The 17,293-nt window shown below is 62.9% G+C and carries 14 protein-coding genes; 6 read left to right on the top strand and 8 right to left on the bottom strand.

Annotated features, from left to right (window positions below):
* Positions 1-5: 5 nt before the first annotated feature.
* A complete protein-coding gene (locus FJ958_RS21310) occupies positions 6-290 on the bottom strand; it encodes a PqqD family protein (protein WP_140745212.1) in 285 nt (94 codons plus the stop codon).
* Between the two features lie 267 nt (positions 291-557).
* On the opposite strand from FJ958_RS21310, the gene FJ958_RS21305 reads away from it, so the two are divergent.
* Both FJ958_RS21305 and FJ958_RS21300 read left to right on the top strand, forming a co-directional pair.
* A complete protein-coding gene (locus tag FJ958_RS21305; RefSeq protein ID WP_140745210.1) occupies positions 558-2,465 on the top strand; it encodes a propionyl-CoA synthetase in 1,908 nt (635 codons plus the stop codon).
* A 131-nt stretch (positions 2,466-2,596) separates the two neighbouring features.
* On the top strand, positions 2,597-2,734 hold the full coding sequence (locus FJ958_RS21300; protein ID WP_246679683.1) for a hypothetical protein: 138 nt from the start codon (positions 2,597-2,599) through the stop codon (positions 2,732-2,734).
* Between the two features lie 329 nt (positions 2,735-3,063).
* Here the strand turns inward: FJ958_RS21300 and FJ958_RS21295 are convergent, their stop codons facing one another.
* From FJ958_RS21295 to FJ958_RS21270, 6 genes are all read right to left on the bottom strand, one after another.
* Positions 3,064-5,451, bottom strand: a complete 2,388-nt coding sequence (locus tag FJ958_RS21295) for a polysaccharide biosynthesis tyrosine autokinase (RefSeq protein WP_140745209.1) — start codon at positions 5,449-5,451, stop codon at positions 3,064-3,066.
* Positions 5,452-5,599: 148 nt separating this feature from the next.
* Entirely contained in the window at positions 5,600-6,496 is an 897-nt protein-coding gene (locus FJ958_RS21290) for a UTP--glucose-1-phosphate uridylyltransferase (RefSeq protein ID WP_140745207.1), read from the bottom strand.
* Positions 6,497-6,570: 74 nt separating this feature from the next.
* Positions 6,571-7,539, bottom strand: coding sequence for a glycosyltransferase family 2 protein (locus FJ958_RS21285; RefSeq protein WP_140745205.1), 969 nt, complete (start codon positions 7,537-7,539; stop codon positions 6,571-6,573).
* Positions 7,529-8,479, bottom strand: coding sequence for a glycosyltransferase family 2 protein (locus FJ958_RS21280; RefSeq protein ID WP_140745203.1), 951 nt, complete (start codon positions 8,477-8,479; stop codon positions 7,529-7,531). The genes FJ958_RS21285 and FJ958_RS21280 overlap by 11 nt, the downstream gene beginning before the upstream one ends.
* Positions 8,479-9,468 carry a glycosyltransferase family 2 protein gene (locus FJ958_RS21275; protein WP_140745201.1) on the bottom strand — a complete coding sequence of 330 codons (990 nt, stop codon included), beginning with the start codon at positions 9,466-9,468 and terminating at the stop codon, positions 8,479-8,481. Before FJ958_RS21275 ends, FJ958_RS21280 begins: the two co-directional genes overlap by 1 nt.
* 15 nt (positions 9,469-9,483) lie before the next feature.
* Positions 9,484-10,656, bottom strand: coding sequence for a glycosyltransferase family 4 protein (locus tag FJ958_RS21270; protein WP_140745199.1), 1,173 nt, complete (start codon positions 10,654-10,656; stop codon positions 9,484-9,486).
* A gap of 440 nt (positions 10,657-11,096) precedes the next feature.
* On the opposite strand from FJ958_RS21270, the gene FJ958_RS21265 reads away from it, so the two are divergent.
* From FJ958_RS21265 to FJ958_RS21250, 4 genes are all read left to right on the top strand, one after another.
* Positions 11,097-12,413, top strand: a complete 1,317-nt coding sequence (locus FJ958_RS21265) for a glycosyltransferase family 4 protein (protein ID WP_140745197.1) — start codon at positions 11,097-11,099, stop codon at positions 12,411-12,413.
* A 224-nt stretch (positions 12,414-12,637) separates the two neighbouring features.
* Positions 12,638-13,432: a family 16 glycosylhydrolase gene (locus FJ958_RS21260; protein ID WP_140745196.1), complete on the top strand. Its 795-nt coding sequence runs from the start codon at positions 12,638-12,640 to the stop codon at positions 13,430-13,432.
* 192 nt (positions 13,433-13,624) lie between these two features.
* Positions 13,625-15,121 carry a lipopolysaccharide biosynthesis protein gene (locus FJ958_RS21255; RefSeq protein WP_140745194.1) on the top strand — a complete coding sequence of 499 codons (1,497 nt, stop codon included), beginning with the start codon at positions 13,625-13,627 and terminating at the stop codon, positions 15,119-15,121.
* A 51-nt stretch (positions 15,122-15,172) separates the two neighbouring features.
* The gene (locus FJ958_RS21250) at positions 15,173-16,195 is read left to right on the top strand and encodes a phosphoribosyltransferase family protein (RefSeq protein ID WP_140745192.1); all 1,023 of its coding nucleotides are present in this window, start codon (positions 15,173-15,175) and stop codon (positions 16,193-16,195) included.
* A gap of 6 nt (positions 16,196-16,201) precedes the next feature.
* On the opposite strand, the gene FJ958_RS21245 is transcribed toward FJ958_RS21250, so the two are convergent.
* Positions 16,202-17,281 carry a glycosyltransferase gene (locus tag FJ958_RS21245; protein WP_140745190.1) on the bottom strand — a complete coding sequence of 360 codons (1,080 nt, stop codon included), beginning with the start codon at positions 17,279-17,281 and terminating at the stop codon, positions 16,202-16,204.
* Between the last annotated feature and the right edge of the window lie 12 nt (positions 17,282-17,293).

Below are 17,293 nucleotides of genomic sequence, written 5' to 3'. Positions count from 1 at the left end.
CTTCATCAGGCGCTAGGTGCGGCGAGGATACCTTCCGAGACCAGATCGGTGGCGAGTGTCGCCATGTCCTCGTCTAGCGTATCCTTGTCGACCTCGAACTCCTCGCAAAGCAGGCCGACGATCTGGTCAAGGCTGCGGGCGCCATCGACCTTGTCTAGAAAGGCTTCGGTCGTACCGTTGCAGGTGTAGAGCTGGCCGCTACGCGCCAGAAGCACGACGGCCCCATCGCCGACATGCTGGACCGAGGCGTCGTCCGCCAGCCGCAAAACCGTCCCAGAAACAATTTCCATCACCAGCCCCAAAAAGCCATGCAAAACCCCGAAATGAGATAGCGCGGTGATGGGGCGCTGTCTATCAGCCGGGGAGATAGTCCATGCCGGTTTGCGTTTTGCAGGCGACCACCGGTGGCGCATGCGCTCCCTCAATGCCGTACTTCACGGCGGTGGGCGTCTCCGCTCAGGACGAGACCATCTCGGACGAAAATCGGGGAAGACATCGCCGGAAAAAACAGCATAGGCTATCACAAAGACGGCAAATCGATCCTGGGGAGGATGTGGATGGCTTCACGCTATCACGAGGTCTATGACGGCTGGAAACGCGATCCGGAAAAATTCTGGGCGGACGCGGCCGTCGCCATCGATTGGTACTCGCCCTGGGACAAGGTGTTCGATGCCACGGCCGGCGTCTACGGACGCTGGTTCACCGGCGCGACCTGCAACACCTGCTACAACGCCATCGACCGCCATGTCGCCGGCGGGCGCGCCGATCAGATCGCGCTGATCCATGACAGCGCCATCACCGGAACGGTGAAGAAATTCACCTATGCCGAGCTCAAGCGCGAAGTGGTGGCGCTGACCTCGGTGCTGAAGAATCGCGGCATCGGCAAGGGCGACCGTGTCATCATCTACATGCCGATGGTGGCAGAGGCGGCGATCGCCATGCTCGCCTGCGCCCGGATCGGCGCGGTGCATTCGGTCGTTTTCGGCGGCTTTGCCTCGCATGAGCTTGCCACCCGCATCGATGACGCCAGGCCGAAGCTGATCATCTCCGCCTCCTGCGGCCTTGAGCCAGGCCGCATCGTGGCCTACAAGCCGCTGCTCGACAAGGCGATCGAGATGTCCCGCCACAAGCCGGACGCCTGCCTGATCCTGCAGCGCGACCAATTGCCCTGCGATCTGAAGGACCATTTCGACGTCGACTATGCCGACGCCGTCGCCCGCGAGCGGGCGGCCGGCGCCAATGTCGACTGCGTGCCGGTGCTCGCCACCGACCCGCTCTACATCATCTACACCTCAGGCACGACCGGTCAGCCCAAGGGCATCGTGCGCGACAATGGCGGCCACATGGTCGCGCTGAAATGGACGATGGAGAACGAATTCGGCGTCAAGCCGGGCGAGGTGTTCTGGGCGGCGTCCGATGTCGGCTGGGTGGTCGGCCATTCCTACATCGTCTACGGACCGCTGCTGCATGGCTGCACCAGCATCCTGTTCGAAGGCAAACCGATCGGCACGCCCGACGCCGGCACTTACTGGCGCGTCATTGCCGAACACGGCGCCGTCGCGCTGTTCACCGCGCCGACAGCCTTCCGCGCCATCAAGGGGCAGGATCCCAGGGGCGAGTTCGTTCCCAAATACGATCTGTCGAAGTTCCGCACGCTGTTCCTCGCCGGCGAGCGCGCCGATCCCGAAACCATCAAATGGGCGGAGCAGAAATTGAACGTGCCCGTCGTCGATCATTGGTGGCAGACGGAGACCGGATCGCCGATGACGATCAACCCGGCCGGCCTCGGCCTGCTGCCGGTGAAATATGGCTCGCCCGGCGTGCCGATGCCCGGCTACGACATCCGGGTGCTCGACGACGCCGGCCACGAAGTGCCGCGCGGCACGCTGGGCAATGTCGTGGTCAAGCTGCCATTGCCGGCCGGCTGCCTGCCGACCTTGTGGAACGCCGATGCCCGCTTCCGCCAGGCCTATCTCGACGAGTTCCCCGGCTTCTACAAGACGGCCGATGCCGGCATGATCGACGAAGACGGCTATCTCTATGTGATGGCCCGCACCGACGACATCATCAATGTCGCCGGCCACCGGCTGTCGACCGGCGCCATGGAAGAGGTGCTGGCCGCCCATCCCGACGTTGCCGAATGCGCCGTCGTCGGCATTGCCGATGCCATGAAGGGCCAGGTGCCGCTCGGCTTCGTGGTGCTCAATGCCGGTGTCGCGCGCGATGGGGATGCCATTGAGAAGGAGGTTGTCGCGCTGGTGCGCGAACGCATCGGCCCGGTCGCCGCCTTCAAGACCGTGGTGATGATCAAGCGCCTGCCCAAGACGCGGTCGGGGAAGATCCTGCGCGGCACCATGCAGAAGATCGCCGACAAGGAAGAGTGGGCCATGCCGGCGACCATTGACGACCCGGCTATCCTCGACGAGATCACCGCCGCCCTGAAGGAACGCGGGATAGGGGTTTGAGGCGCCGCTTCGCTTGCTGATGGGCCTATCTTGATCGGCAAGCAATACTTTTATTGTGCAATGCAGCAAGCCACCCTACAGTGATTGACGGGGGGCCATCGACAAGGTCGCATGGCTCAAAAGAAAATCACGTGCCTTATCTCCTGTCGATGACAGTGGTCGGCGCGACCATGATCGCGGCAAGCTGGCTGGTGGCCACCGAGGCCGAACCGCGTATCCGGCTGCTGCTCGACCACACCGTTTTCCGCTACCGGATGAAGGCAGCGTAACCGCCAAGATGTGAACCCTCTCGGCCTGCCCGCCACACGCAATCGGACGCCTTCGAAGCGGCGCATCTTCTCGACCGCTGGGTGATGTACGGCCGTACGCCGGTGGACAAGCCGAGGATCGAGGGATGCAGGCTGAGGCATAGGCCCCGCCGTCTTCCAGAGCGGCCGCCTGTCCGGATTCGCCGACAAGCAGAGCCGGCTGATCTTTTCCTGGGGACAGGACACCGTTTCACGGAAACGGTGACCTGTCCCCAACTCTTTGTTTTGATGCAATTCCGAAGGAAAACCGTCTGACACCCTCCCTGGAATTGCTGAGGAGCGCAACCGGGCTAGACGGGTGCCTTGCTGCGCACTTCCGACTTGTCGAGATAGTAGGTCGAGTATTTGTCGAAGAATTTCTCCGAGGCCCCGAACGATCCGTATTTGGCCAGCTTCTTCAGGTCGACCTTGTTCAACACCACCCCGACGATCTTGTTGGCGACATAGGGTTCGGATTCCAGCATCGACCGCACCATGGCGCGCGGCGTGCGCCCCCACTCGGTGACCAGCACGAAGCCGTCGACGAGCGGCGCGAAGGCCTTGGCGTCGACAACCGGCCCGAGCGGCGGCAGGTCGACGACGATGTATTCGAACGTCTCCTTGGCGTTCTCGATGAAGCGCCGCATCCCGGCCGAGGAAAGCAGCTCGCTGGTGTGCGAGAAGTGCCCGCGCGACACGGCCGGAATGATGGCCAGCTTGGTCTGCCGGTCGATCTTGCCGACCGACTGCCAGGTCTGGCCACTCACCACCGCTTCCATCAGCCCCTGGTCGGCTTCCATGCCAAGGCCGCGGCTGAGCCCCGGATTGCGCAGGTCACCGTCGATGAGCAGCGTCCTGGCGCCGTTGGCGGCAAGCAGCCCGGCCAGATTGGCCGCGACCGTCGACTTGCCTTCGCCTGGAAGGACCGAGATGACGCCGATGACGCGGCTGCCTTGCCCTTCCAGCACGACGTCGAAAGCGATCTTGGCGCTGCGCAATGTTTCGGCGAACATCGATGCCGGAGCATCGATGCTCACCCTCATGCGCGCGCGCCTTTCGATGGCCGCCGGCGATCTGGCGGCCTTGACGTCAAGCTGACCGTCGGCTGGCTTGTCCTCCTTGACGGGTTTGCTGCCGATGGTCGGCAGGTAGCCGAGGAACTTGAGGCCGACGCGGTCGCGCACTTCCTCGCCAGTCCTGAAGAAGCGCTCGTTGAACTCGTTGAGGCCGCCGAAGCCGGCGCCCATCAGAACGCCGAGCACGAGCGAAAGTCCGAGCACGATGATGGTGCGCGGGCTCGAGGCGGAGAGCGGCGTCGAGGCATCCGAGATGATGCGGATCTTGCCGACCGGGAAGGATTGCTGCTGGGCGGCCTCCTCGTAGCGGCCGAGGAACGTCTGATAGAGCGTGGTGAGTGCCGTCGCCTTCTGGTCCAGGTCGCGCAGTTTGACCTGCGACTGATTGTCGATGGAACTCTTGCCTTGTGCGGCGGCGACATTGGCCCTGAGCGCGGTCTCGCGCGCCAGCGCCACCTCATATTCGTTGCGATAGCTTTCGGTGAGCTGCTTCAGCTCGCCGAAGATCTGCGCCGATATGTCGGCCTTTTCCTTGGCGAGCGCCACCGCCTGTGGATGCTGCGGTCCGAAATTCGCTTCGACATCCTGCTGTCGCTTGGCGACCGTGAGGTAGCGCGTCTTGAGCGCCGATATGACCGAGCTGCTCGGCTGGTCGCTCGATATTGCGGCATCCTTGAACGCGTTGTCGGAGCCGCTGTCGACGATCGACTTGTATTGCTGGTAGCGGGCGCTGGCGCGTGCGGTATCGGCCTGCGCCACGATGAGCTGGGCGTTCAGGTCGGCGAGCTGCTTGTCGCTCATCAACTGGCCGTCGCTGTTGGCGGACAGTCCGTGTTCGGCCCTGAATTTCTCGACCGCGAGCGATGCCGCCTGCGAGCTCTCGCGCAGTTCCGTCAACCTGCCCTGCAGCCAGACCGCCGCACGCTCGGTGGCGTCGAAGCTGGCATCGAGCTGATCGGCGAGATAGGCATCGGCATAGGCCTTTGTGATCGCGGTCGCCAGCGCCGGATCCGTCGCCTGATAGCCAAGCGCGATGACGTAGCTTCGTCCGACGCGATCAGCCCGGATCTCGTTCTGCAGCTTGAGGATCGCGTAGTCGCGGCGCGACGTGGCGATCAGCGCATCGCGCGCGGCCGGGTCGAGCTTGCTGACGTCACCGACGCCCGGCATGGGAGGGCTGGGGCGAAAATACTGGATCACGCCGCGGACAAGGTCGACGCCCTGGGCAAGCGCCGACTGGGGCGGGTTCATGAACGTATCGTTCTGGTCCAGCTTGAGCTTGTCGACGACCACGGCGGCAAGCCGCGTCGAGGTCAGAATCTCGATCTGGCTCAGAATGGCGGAATCGGTCTGCATCGTTGTCGACGCTGCCGAAATGTCGTCGACGATCTTGTTCAAGCCCTCGTCGATGAGCACCGAGGCGTAAGACTGATATTTGGGCGGCGTGGTCTGGATATAGAGCATGCCAAGGAAAAGACCGATGATGGCGCACACGCCGACCACCTTGGCCTGTCGTGCGGCCATGCCAAGCAGCCGCTCGATATCGATGAAGTCTTCGCCGTCTCCTGCATCCGAATTCGGCAATGGCATCCTCTTGTCGAGAGGAAAGTTGGCATAATTCATCTTCGGTCCAATTCTGGCTTGTCTAGCGCACAGGCCCCGGGACGATCGGGAGCACTGCCGGGCGCGGCATAAGCTTCATGCCGGACAGCGGTGAGCCGGCTGGCCCCTCCGCCGTCAGCCATCCGACAATGCTCCCGAAAGATGGGCATTATGCGGCTTCTTCCTGGCGTTCATGCGACCGGACGAACTCCCGGAGCATCTCGAAAACCGGGCCTTTCATGTCATCCCGCGCCAGCGCGAAGGCGACATTGGCCTGGATGAACCCTTCTTTCGACCCGCAGTCGAACATACGGCCGTTGAAGGGCTGAGCGAAGAACGACTGGTCCTTCGCCAGACGCACCATGGCGTCCGTCAGCTGGATCTCGTTACCGGCGCCGCGCTGCTGGTTGCCGAGCAGCGCGAAGATCTCGGGCTGCAGGATGTAGCGGCCGTTGATGTAGAAGTTCGACGGCGCGTTGGCCGGCGCCGGCTTTTCGATCATGGCCGTCACCTCGAAGCCGCCGCCAATGTCGGCGCCCCGACCGACAATGCCGTATTTGTTGGTTTCGCTCGGATCGCAGCGTTCGACGGCGATGACGTTGCCACCGGTTTGCGCGTAGAGATCGGCGATCTCGGCCAAACATCCGCGCCCACCGAAGGAGACCATGTCAGGCAAGAGCAGGGCGAAGGGTTCGTTACCGATGACCTCGCGCGCGCACCAGACGGCATGGCCGAGGCCCTGCGGGGATTGCTGGCGGATGAAGCTGGTGGCGCCGGCCACGGGCAAAAGGCTTTCCAGCGACTGCAATTGCGTCTTCTTGCCGGTCTGCTCCAAGGTTCCGATCAATTCCGGATGCAGGTCGAAATAGTCCTCGATGACCGCCTTGTTGCGGCCGGTCACGAACACGATGTGCTCGATGCCGGCCTCGAAGGCCTCGTCCACCGCATATTGCACGACAGGCCTGTCGACGACGGGAAGCATTTCCTTCGGCATCGACTTGGTCGCCGGCAGGAACCGCGTCCCAAGCCCCGCCACCGGTATCACGGCCTTCCTGATTTTCTTCATCGCAAATTCCTTCTGAGGAGATCGACTGCAGTCCATTCGCAGGCCACGAAAAATCCCTCCATGTGCCTGCATCTTCACCTCCCCGCCCCCACGGCAAACTGTGCCGCTACTCTTCGCAACCGCACGGCGATCGGCATGCCCATATGCCTGACCGCCGCCGGGTCGCTGAGCGCCGTCCGGATCGCTTTGAGCAGGGACCGCGCCTTGATGTGCTGGACCATCGCCAGGAACGAAGCCGCCCTGCGCAGGCTGCGGCCGCGCCGCGCGAAAGCAGCCTGGGCTGCCTCATCCATCCGATGGGTTTGAGCGAACACCGCATCCGCCTTGCGCATCGCTTCGACATGGTGAAGCTCGAGCACACGGGAGATGGAGCCGCTGCGTATGTGGTAGGCATAGCCGATGGCAGGTTCGACCACGCATCTGCCGCCCTTGGCCAGGGCGTCGGCAAACAGGATGTAATCCTCGCCGATCCTCAGTTTTTCATCATAGCGAAGCCGGTTTTCATCGAGGAACCGGCGCTGGAAGATCGGCTTGAGGTAGCCGAGATTGAACTTCGATTCGAAGACGACGTTGCCGGCGATGTAGGTGGCCAGCGAAATCTCGCGCAGGCCTTCGAGATACTGCCGCGGGAACATCGCATCCTCGACGACGCCGTCCTCACGGACGACCTGGAGATTGTCAACGGCGATCTGGGCGCCCGCCTTTTCGGCGCGGCCGATCATGGGGGCGATGCGGCCGGGAAAGACGGCGTCGTCGGAATCGAGAACCGCGATCCACCTGCCGCGGGCGATGTCGAGCCCGGCGTTCCTGGCGCCGCCGGGACCACGATTTGCGGTGAGCGCGACGACGCGCACAATATCCTCTGGATAGGCCCGCGCCACATCGAGCGTGGCGTCGCGCGACTGGTCGTCGACGACGATGATCTCGACGCTGACATCCTTCTGTGCAATGGCGCTGGCGATCGCCCGGTCAAGAGTGGCCTCGGCATTGTAGGCGGCGATGACGAAGGAAACATCCGGGACGAAGGAGGCGTCAGGCTGCACGTTTACCTCCTTCTCGCGGCGAGGGCTGGCCGTAGAGACGGATTTCGCGGATGCCGACAAGACCGCTGACGACCCCGACATGCATAATGCCGCGCAGCACGCTGCGGTTCCGGCGCACCGGGCTGGCGATGACGGGAAGTGCCGCCGCGAAGCAATAGACCGCCTTGGCCGCGGCAAGGCCGACCTGTTTGGCCAGGTCAATGCCGCCGGCGTTGTTGCCCAGGAGATGACCATGTGTCTGCCCGACCCTGAAGCGACGCCGGCCAAGCCAGTCGAACGCGGCCCTGGCGCCCGGCACCACCTCGTCCACCCACGCCTCCTTTGAAAAGGCGATCCGGCCGCTTGCCTTGACCATCTGGTCGAAGAACTCGGTGTCCTCGCCGCCGGTCTGGCCGCGCGCCAGGCTGAAGCGGCGGCCACGCAGGCTGTCCGATCCCATGCGGAGCAGAACGTTGCAGGTGTAGCCGGTGCGGATCTCGCCCCGCACCCAGACGGGCAAGGTCGAATGGAAATCGCCGCGGCGCATCCAGTCCGGCGCATCCGGGCGGTAAAGTGCCCGCACCGGGCCGAGCACGGCGGCAGCGCCACTTTTCTCAGCCGTCGCGACCAGTTCGGCAAGCCAAGAAGCCGTGGCGGTCTCGTCGTCGTCGATGAAGGCGAGGAAATCCGCCTCGCTGGCGTCGAGACAGGCGTTGCGGGCGATCGAGATATTACGCGCCGGGCAATGCCGATAGCGGATCGGCAAGGTCAGTTCTCGCGATAGCGCCGTGACCAAGTCCCTGGCGCTCGGCGTGTCGTCATTGTCGGCGACAATGACGCCGACATCGAAACCTCCTGGCATGTCCATGGCGGCGAGCGAGCGCAGCGTGTCGGCCAATTCCGGACGTCGGAACGTGCACACGCCGATGTCGATGCTGCGGTTCTTGGTCCGAGCCGCCATCACGCCACCCCGCGTCGCGTGCCGAGGCCGAGAAGCTGCAGCCAGAAGCCGACGGACCAGCCGAAATGCATGACCATGGCCGAAACGCCGGCGAGCGCGATGTCGGCATTGCGCTCGCCGACCGCCGTCGCCAAACCATAGCCCAGGCATACCGACGCCCAGATCAGCAGCGGCACCGCCGCGATCCAGTGCACGAAGGAGAAGGCGGCCAGAAGAACCACCGGAAGAACCAGAAGCGGCACCATCTGCCGGACCTTGGGGATGACACGGTGTTTCAGCACGTTCTTGGCGCGGCCGCGGCCATAGCCAAGATACTGGAAATAGAGGCCTTTGAGCGAAGCGCGCGGATAGTAGACCATCTGCGTCCTGCCGCTCATCCAGATCCTGTAGCCGGCCTGCCGCAGCCGATAGTCGAGTTCGGCATCCTCATTGTGGCTGAACGTCTCGTCATAGCCGCCGACGGCCTGGAAGGCGGAGATCCGCATCAGCGCGTGATGGCCGTGGTCGACCCACTCTCCGGCGGAGAGATGACGGTGCTTGGAGCCGCCGGTGCCGAGCTTGGAATTCTGCGCCGCGGCGGTCGCCTTCTGGACCGCGCCGCTGCCGCTGGTCAGCATCGAAACCACGACCGAATCGGCACCGGTGGCCAGCGCCTCCTCCACCAACCGGTCGCAATAATCGTCGGGATAGCCGCCATGGGCATCGATGCGGATCAGATATTGCGCGCCGTCGCCGAACCTGGCCACCGCAAGGTTGACCGCCGCGCTCTGGATACGCTTTTCATTGTGGAGCAGGATGATACGCGGATCTTTCTTCAGGCGCTCGCCGACAATGGCGAGCGTGCCGTCGGTGCTGCCGCCATCGGCAACGGCGATGCGGGCGCCAAGCCTTGCCGCCGCCGGGCAGAGCTGGTCGAGCAGCGCACCGATATGGGCTGCCTCGTTCAGGCACGGGATCACGATCAGGCTGGAAGGAAGCGCTTGCGTCATCAGGCGATGTCCATCCTATGCCAAGGCTTCGGTCGCGAAGGGCTCGCGCACGGTGGTCAGGCGGCGCAGTTTTTCGACCAGTGCGCTGCAGTCGCCGCGATCGTAGCTCCACATTCTCGGATCATGGGCAAGCACGCGCGCCTTCAGTCGGCCGAAGCGGTGCTCCTCCATCGTGCCGAGTGCTGTTTCGAGCGCGTCGGGCGTGGCGTTCGGCAGAAGGACGCCGATATCCTGCTGGTTGAGGAACCGTCCCGTTTCGGTATGGGCCATCGAGATCGGCACCGCCCCGAAGCGGCAGCCTTCATAAAGGCGGTTGGGCAGCAGCCATTCCGAGTTCTGGCCCGCTTCGAAGAAATCGATCGCCCAGGAGAAATGGACGTCCTGATAGATCGCCGACATGTCCTCCGGATTGCGGTATGGCCCACCAAACGACAACCACGGCTCGGCTTCGACGAAGCCGTGGAAATCCGGGAATTCGGACAGAGCCGGGCGGCCGCGCAGCACGACCTCGAAACGTCCCTCCATGCGGCGCGTGAAATCGGCCAGCAGTTCGAGCGAGTGGCGGCAGCGAAGGGCTCCGAACCAGCCGATCCGCCAGGGCGGGGCGACAGGCGCTTCGACCGGCTCGCGCTCGCCGGGCAAGATCACCGCTGCCTCGAAATATTTGTTCTCGACCAACTCGACGGGTGCGGCGACCTGGCGGAAGGGTTTGAAATAATTGGCGATGAAGGCGGGCGAACTGGTCACCAGCAGCTTCACGTCGCGCGCCAGATGCCGCTCGGTGGCGCGCAACGCCTTGCCGAGGACATCATCGCGGAGCACCAGGCGATGGATATCGAGGCATTCATAGACGATCGGCACCGCAGCGCCGAAAACCGACCTGGCGCGGCGGGCAAGCGCCAGCATTTCCAGGTTGCGCGCGATGATGAGATCGGGCTTCGGCACGCCGCCGAGCTTCGAACCTATCGAAACCGCCGCTTTCGCCACCGCCGTCAGGCGTTGGGCGAATCGGCCATCGCGTGTCGCGCCAAGGTCGATCGGCCGCAATCCTTCGATGTCGGCGATCGGGGTCGCGGTGCGGCGGAAGCCCGCCAGGGTGACACGGGCGCCGCCTGTCCTGAGCATTGTAATCCGCCGGCGAACCGCCGGATCGGAAACATCGTGCACCAGGTACAAGACATGCAGCATGAAAACTCAACCGCTGTTTGACCCACCCAAGGGGATGCTAGTACAGCTTTTGCTGCATCGCAACATTTTTGGCACCGCGTAGCAAAATTAGCCATCTCTACCGCACTGCACAAAACATATGACCCAATTTTTGACAGCGCGGGCGCGGCCACACAATCGCGCCATCGGAGGCGAGGCATGGCCTGACGCGCCCATAAACCGAGGCGTTCTGCTGCAAACCCCGCAATGTGACGGTCACATCGGCCCAAATCGCTCCCCACCCGGTAGCCGAGCTGAAGGTTAAGCAATTGCTAAAATTCGTATTGCACTGCAACACAAAACGGTGTTGAACTCTCGTCAGGAAAGTTGGGCCTTGAGTTTGGCTAGGGATCCGCTCTTGCATTCTGTTGCAGCGCGGCAGCATGCTTTCTGCATCATTGGAATAGCTTGCGAAATCCCCGATGCCGCTGCTTGAAGACGGGTGGTTCAGTATGGGCAAGTCTCTTCGCATCGCCATCTTTGACGATAAGTATCCGACCAGCTTCGTCACGCCGCGAGCATCAAGGCATACGATCCTGCGCCAGCGATTTCTGCCATTGAATCTGGTCTCATCCAAGCTGGAAGGCGTGACGCTGATCGAACCTGCCTTGTCTGTCGACATGGTGCATGCATTCAACCGGATACCGATCAATTCCTCCAAGTACATCATGTCGTTTGAATCTCATTTGCCGCGACAGTTTGCCCTTCGTAAACGCGGGTTGATGGCCAGCTACCTGAGGTCGCGGATTGCCAGCCCAAATTGCCGTCGCATCATCGCACTGTCGCATTTTGCCCACAGAAGTTTTCTGGCCCAGCACAGCGACAATCCGGAAATCGGCCTCCTGACGGAAAAGCTATTGGTCCGCCACCCGAATATCGTGGTGCCCGCGACGGAAGATGCGATGTCCGAAAACAGCGCCGAGGAACTGGTGCTGACATTTGTCGGCGCTCACTTTGGCCGCAAGGGCGGATGCGTTGCAGTCAAGATCGCCGAAAAAGCCATCCAGCAGAAATTGCCCATCCGGGTAAACATTGTCTCAAGTCTCCAGGTTGGCGGCGATATATGGACGGATCCGACAAGTCCGGGATTCTTCGACCCCTATATAAAGCTGCTCGAACTGAGAAACGTCCAGCATCACGGGGTATTGCCCAACCGATCGGTGCGACAATTGCTGCGCAACTCGCACTTCGGCATCCTCGCCACGTTTGGCGATACTTTCGGCTATTCAGCGCTGGAATCCATGTCCGAGCACACTCCGGTTCTTGGAACGAAGGTCTGCGCCTTGCCGGAATTCCTTGAGGACGGCGTCAACGGGATTGCCCTGCCCGTCAGGCTCAACGACATCGGCGATTGGTGGAGTCCGGGATACGATTCGCGGGGGGAGGCGAAATATGCCGAATATTTCCGCGACGAGGTCGAGCGGCTCGCCAGTTTGGCCATCGAACGATTGAAGCCGTATATAGGGCAACCCGCCTTGATGGAGCCGCTCCGGCGCGATGCCCGCAGGACCGCGGAGACCATGTTCGGATTAGAATCCGCGGGCGCGTTTCTCGATGCGCTTTACGATCGTGTCGCATTGGAAAGAGCGGGCGAGTCTGTGCAGCTCGATCCTGCCCTCGATGTTGCATCTCCCCAGTCCTTGCAGCTTGAAACCGTTCGACTCGGTTCATCGCAGTTTGAACCTGGCAGGCAAGAATGTAGTGGACAAACCCACCTCCCAACAGCCTCCGCGGCTTGAGCGTCTCTCCAGGAGTTGCAGTTGCTGCCGCGCCGCCTGACACGAAAGGCCTTTTCTGCAGTGCAACATTTTTGACGCAATGCAGCAAACAATCGCCTTATCTTTGGTGTACGGCTCGATCATCAAAGTGGTGTCCATGCACTAGAACGACCTAGGCCGCATCGAACGCCCGGCTTGGCATCGTCGCCGCTGACAAGGTCAAGGCGACCCAATGGAGGCTAGCGATGAGTTCCACACGCAGACAATTCCTGACGCTTCTGGCGGCCTCCACGGCCATGCAGTGGGTTGCCGGCCATGCACTGGCTGAAAGCGGCACGGCGGGAAGCGGGAACGTTACCCTCGACAAGCTTCCCGACTGGTCGGATGTCAGGCTGCAACTTTGGAAATACAGCAATCCCTTCGTGCCATCGCAGTGGAGCGAACCCAAGCTTGGAGGCTACGACTGGAAAGCCGCGAACGTCAAGATCGTCGACGGCTCCCTTCAGCTTACCGTCAGCGAGAAGGCATCCGCGCAGGTAGTGTCCGGCGCCAACTCCGCTTCCTCATCGGCGAAATGGGAAGTGGACGTAACGCTTCCCTCGATGAAGCCAGGGCTAATCGCGGCGCCGCTTTGGATTTTCAACGACAAGGCCCATGAGGAAGTCGACTTTGAGATCGTCGGCACCAAGGGGATGCAGCTTACGGTCTGGGCCAACGTCGACAATCAGCACAAGACCGTTTGGATGAAATTGATCCAGTCTGGCGACCTCTCGGGCAAACGATATCGCCTAGCCATGCAATACGAGGCCGGGAAAAGAGTTGCCTTCTTCATCGACGGCAAGGAAGTGGCCGTCGTAACGCCGGCCGACACCCCCGGCGGAGCCTTTCCGAACAAGCCCATGCAGCCGTATTTCGACCTGTGGGTGGCGGCAGGCGCGGCCATGGATCCGCGTTGGGCCGGCAAATGGGAGCCAATGGCCCCTTCGGAAAGACTGGTCATGACACTTCACGGATACAGGCGCAGCGACGTCGGCCAATGAGCTAAACTTCACGGCACCAAGGCTGCTTTGTCGAGCATCAAGGCATATGCGCCGGATATGCTGCGTTGCAATATTCTTGGTTCGGCATTCCACGTTTTCTGTTGCACTGCAAAATTATTGTCGTAGTTTGGGGTTGGCGGCGGTTGTGGATTTCGGATTTTGGAATCCGCGCAAAGATCAGGAATCCTGAATTTGGAAGCCAATCCATTCGATCCGCCAGAAGGCTCTCTCCGCAGATCGGTCGGGCGTGGCGCGGTGGTGACCGCCCTGTCGCAATCGGTGCGGATCGCGACACAGATCATATCCGTCATCGTGCTGTCGCGGCTGCTTTCGCCGCAGGATTTCGGCGTCGTGGCGATGTGCGCGCCGGTGCTGGCCTTCATCGCGCTGTTCCAGGATTTCGGCCTGACCCAGGCGACGATCCAGAAATCCGGCATCCGGCGTGAGGAGGTGAACTATCTCTTCTGGATCAACGTCGCCGTCAGCGCCGTGCTGGCCTGTGTGCTGGCGGGTGCCGCACCGCTGGTCGCCGCCTTCTACGGTGAGCCGCGCGTGACCGGCCTGGTGGCCGCGTTCGGGCTGCAGATCATGGCCTATGGGCTCGGCGCCCAGCATCTGGCGCTTTTGACGCGCCGCATGCAGTTCGGGCGCCTGGCGATCATCGATGTCGCCAGCGCGGTCGCGGGGCTGGCGGTTTCGATCGCCTGGACCTTCATCGACCGCTCCTATTGGGCGCTTTTTGCCGGCACACTGACCGGCGCCGTGCTGCCGACGCTCTGCTACTGGGCAAGTTCGCGCTGGCGGCCCGGCCTGCCGCGCAAGGTCGCGGGCATCAGCGAGCTGATCAATTTCGGCGCCGGTATCACCGGCTTCAATTTCGCCAATTTCTTTGCCCGCAACCTCGACAATGTGCTGATCGGCAAATACTGGGGCGAGGCCCAGCTCGGCCTTTATGACCGCGCCTACAAGCTGCTTCTGTTCCCGCTCAGCCAAATCACCAATCCCTTGTCGAAAGTCATGGTGCCGGCGCTCTCCAGGCTCAAGGACGAGCCGGACCGCTACCGCAGCGCCTATCTGCGCGTCATGCCGCTGATCCTGCTGGTGGCGCTGCCCGGCGTCGCCTTCGCCACCGCGATGTCGGACGTGCTGATCCCCTACGTGCTCGGCGAGCAGTGGCGTGAAAGCGCCCCGATCTTCCTGGCGCTCGGCTTTGCCGGCCTGCTGCAGCCACTCAACAACCCGGCGGGCTGGCTTTTCGTCAGCCAGGGCCGCTCCGGCGACTTCATGCGCTGGGGCATCGTCACAGCCGGGACCTCGGTGATCGCGTTCGCGCTCGGCCTGCCCTATGGCGCGCTCGGGGTGGCGGTGGCCTATGCGGTCAGCGAGTATCTGCGCACGCCCTTCCTGTGGCTCTATGTCGGCAAGAGCGGACCGCTGCGGGCCAGCCATGTGCTGCGCGGAGCAACGCCATTCGTGCTCGGCGCGCATCTGGCGTTGGCGGCGGTCTGGCTGATCAAGCCGGTCTTGCCGCAGCAGCATGTCATCGCCCTGGCCAGCGGTGCCGTGCTCGCCTACGCCATCACCATCGTCGTCGCGCTGGTGTTCGCACCCGGTCGTGAGGCCTTGCGCGAGGCTCTGAAGATGCTGCCGGCAAGGCCGCCGGCGGCGACACCGCGTGAAGCGCAATAATTTCGGCGCTTTCGACCGTTATCCCGTCCATCCGAGCAGCAGGTCCGATCCATGCACTACCGATCGATCTCCGACATGAACGACGCCATCGTCAGCAACCTTCACCGGCTGCCGCGCGACGTCGACCTGGTGGTCGGCGTTCCCAGAAGCGGCGTGCTGGCGGCGACGCTGGTCAGCCTCGCGGCCAACATTCCGATGACCGACCTGGATAGCTTCCTGGAAGGCCGGGTCTACACGTCAGGCATCACCAAGCGCCGCGCCGCGCTCGACCGCAAGGTTTCGGACATGCGCAAGGTGCTGGTGATCGATGACAGCGTTTCCGGCGGCAACGCCATGCGCGACGCCCGCGCCCGCATCGCAGCCGCGGGCATCGAGGCGGACTTCACCTTTGCCGCCGTGTTCGGCCTGCGGCCGCAGCATCCCGAAACCGATATCGTCTTCGAGGTCGTGCCGCATCCACGCATGTTCCAGTGGAATTTCATGCACCACAAGTTCCTGGCGCAATGCTGCGTCGACATAGACGGCGTGCTGTGCCTCGATCCGACCGAGGCGGAGAACGACGACGGGCCGGGCTACGAGAAGTTCCTCAGCGAAGCGCGGCCGCTTCATGCGCCGACCCACAGGATCGGCTGGCTGGTCACCAGCCGGCTCGAGAAATACCGCACGCTGACCGAGGCGTGGCTGGCCAAGCACGGGATCCAGTATGACCACCTGGTCATGCTTGACCTGCCGAGCAAGGCGGAGCGCCAGCGGCTTGGCGCGCATGGCAGTTTCAAGGCTGATTTCTACCGCAAATCCGATGCCATCCTGTTCATCGAAAGCGAGCACGCGCAGGCGCTGAGGATCACCGAGCTGTCGGGCAAGCCGGTGCTGTGCGTCGAGACCCATATGGTCAGCTTTCCCGAGGCGCTATCCTTGCCGGCGCTTGGCCAGGCGGCGCGAAACCTGCCGGCCAGACTGCGGCAGATCAACTCGCAGGAAGGCCGCAAGAGCGTCGTCAAATCCCTGGCTCGCGCCCTGCTTGGCGCCCGTGGCTACGAGACGCTCAGAAGCCGGGGCAAGCGCCCGGCCTGAATTGCCCTACGCGGCCTGACGGGCGCGCTGCTGCACCGCCCTGTCCAGTATCGAGAAAAAGGTGACGAACTGACGATCCGGATCAAGCTCCGGGCGCGCCGCGAAGCCGCGCGCGAGGCCCGAGACCCGGTCATACTCCTTGTTATCGTTCCACAGCAGCCTGACGGCAGCCACCCAGTCGGCGAGCGGAGCATCGTGGTCCAGCACCGCGCCGCCGGGACCGATCGCTTCAGGCAGGCCGCCGCGCCGCGAGCCGACGACCGGGATGCCGCTGCAATGGGCCTCGGACGCCACACGCCCCCAGGCCTCCTCCCACTTGCTGGGCGCAAGCAGGATCCTGGTGCGGCCATAGACCGTCTTCATGTCGCTGGTGCGGTTCTCCAGCGTGACGTTACCAAGGGGCGCGATCGTTTCCTCGATGCGCGCGCGATGGTCGTCATCCAGCTTCCAGCTCTCGACGAACAGGAACGGGATTTCGGGGCACGCGCCAGCGATACGCACCGCAAGCTCGAAGCCCTTTTCCTCATAGGGATTGATCAGGGTGACGAACTGGCCCGTCGTCGGCGTGCTGTAATGCGTCGGGTTGATGGTCGGCGGAATCACCGTTGCCTCGATGCCGAACTCACGCTTGTAGGTACGCGCTGTGAACTCGGAATTGGCGATATAGAGCGCCGAGTGCAACTCGCGCAGATCGCCACCCAGCTCGTGAAACTCGACATTTCTGAGATAGACGACCAGCGGCACGCCCTCGGCCTGCAGCGCCTTGCCGAGCGGAACCGATTTGTGGCACTGGACCACCGCTACGTCCGGCTTCACCCGGTTGACGGCAAAGCCCGCGGCCTCCCAGGGAAACCACGCCCTTATCACCGGATAGCCGGGGAAGCTGTCGACGACCGCCGGCTGACGCAACAGCTTCATCTTGGCGCGTGCCTTGAAGCCGAAGACACCGTCTCCGAACAGGGCGGCGAGCACCGCCGCCTCGTGTCCGTGTTCGATCAATTGTTCGACCAGGTGATGGGTGCTCGACTGGACACCGCCGCTGAATTCGGGCGGATACCCGTTACCACCTGCAAAAAGAACTTTCATGATCCTGGCTCC

The sequence above is a fragment of the Mesorhizobium sp. B2-3-5 genome (genome assembly GCF_006442395.1).
Lineage (GTDB): Bacteria > Pseudomonadota > Alphaproteobacteria > Rhizobiales > Rhizobiaceae > Mesorhizobium.
This window is presented reverse-complemented; position numbering and strand designations above follow the sequence as displayed.

What these genes read in the sequence shown, in the direction of transcription:
- FJ958_RS21310 (WP_140745212.1), bottom strand. Translation starts at nt 290, where the DNA reads ATGGAAATTGTTTCTGGGACGGTTTTGCGGCTGGCGGACGACGCCTCG.
- FJ958_RS21305 (WP_140745210.1), top strand. Translation starts at nt 558, where the DNA reads ATGGCTTCACGCTATCACGAGGTCTATGACGGCTGGAAACGCGATCCG.
- FJ958_RS21295 (WP_140745209.1), bottom strand. Translation starts at nt 5,451, where the DNA reads ATGAATTATGCCAACTTTCCTCTCGACAAGAGGATGCCATTGCCGAAT.
- FJ958_RS21290 (WP_140745207.1), bottom strand. Translation starts at nt 6,496, where the DNA reads ATGAAGAAAATCAGGAAGGCCGTGATACCGGTGGCGGGGCTTGGGACG.
- FJ958_RS21280 (WP_140745203.1), bottom strand. Translation starts at nt 8,479, where the DNA reads ATGGCGGCTCGGACCAAGAACCGCAGCATCGACATCGGCGTGTGCACG.
- FJ958_RS21275 (WP_140745201.1), bottom strand. Translation starts at nt 9,468, where the DNA reads ATGACGCAAGCGCTTCCTTCCAGCCTGATCGTGATCCCGTGCCTGAAC.
- FJ958_RS21270 (WP_140745199.1), bottom strand. Translation starts at nt 10,656, where the DNA reads ATGCTGCATGTCTTGTACCTGGTGCACGATGTTTCCGATCCGGCGGTT.
- FJ958_RS21265 (WP_140745197.1), top strand. Translation starts at nt 11,097, where the DNA reads ATGCCGCTGCTTGAAGACGGGTGGTTCAGTATGGGCAAGTCTCTTCGC.
- FJ958_RS21260 (WP_140745196.1), top strand. Translation starts at nt 12,638, where the DNA reads ATGAGTTCCACACGCAGACAATTCCTGACGCTTCTGGCGGCCTCCACG.
- FJ958_RS21250 (WP_140745192.1), top strand. Translation starts at nt 15,173, where the DNA reads ATGCACTACCGATCGATCTCCGACATGAACGACGCCATCGTCAGCAAC.
- FJ958_RS21245 (WP_140745190.1), bottom strand. Translation starts at nt 17,281, where the DNA reads ATGAAAGTTCTTTTTGCAGGTGGTAACGGGTATCCGCCCGAATTCAGC.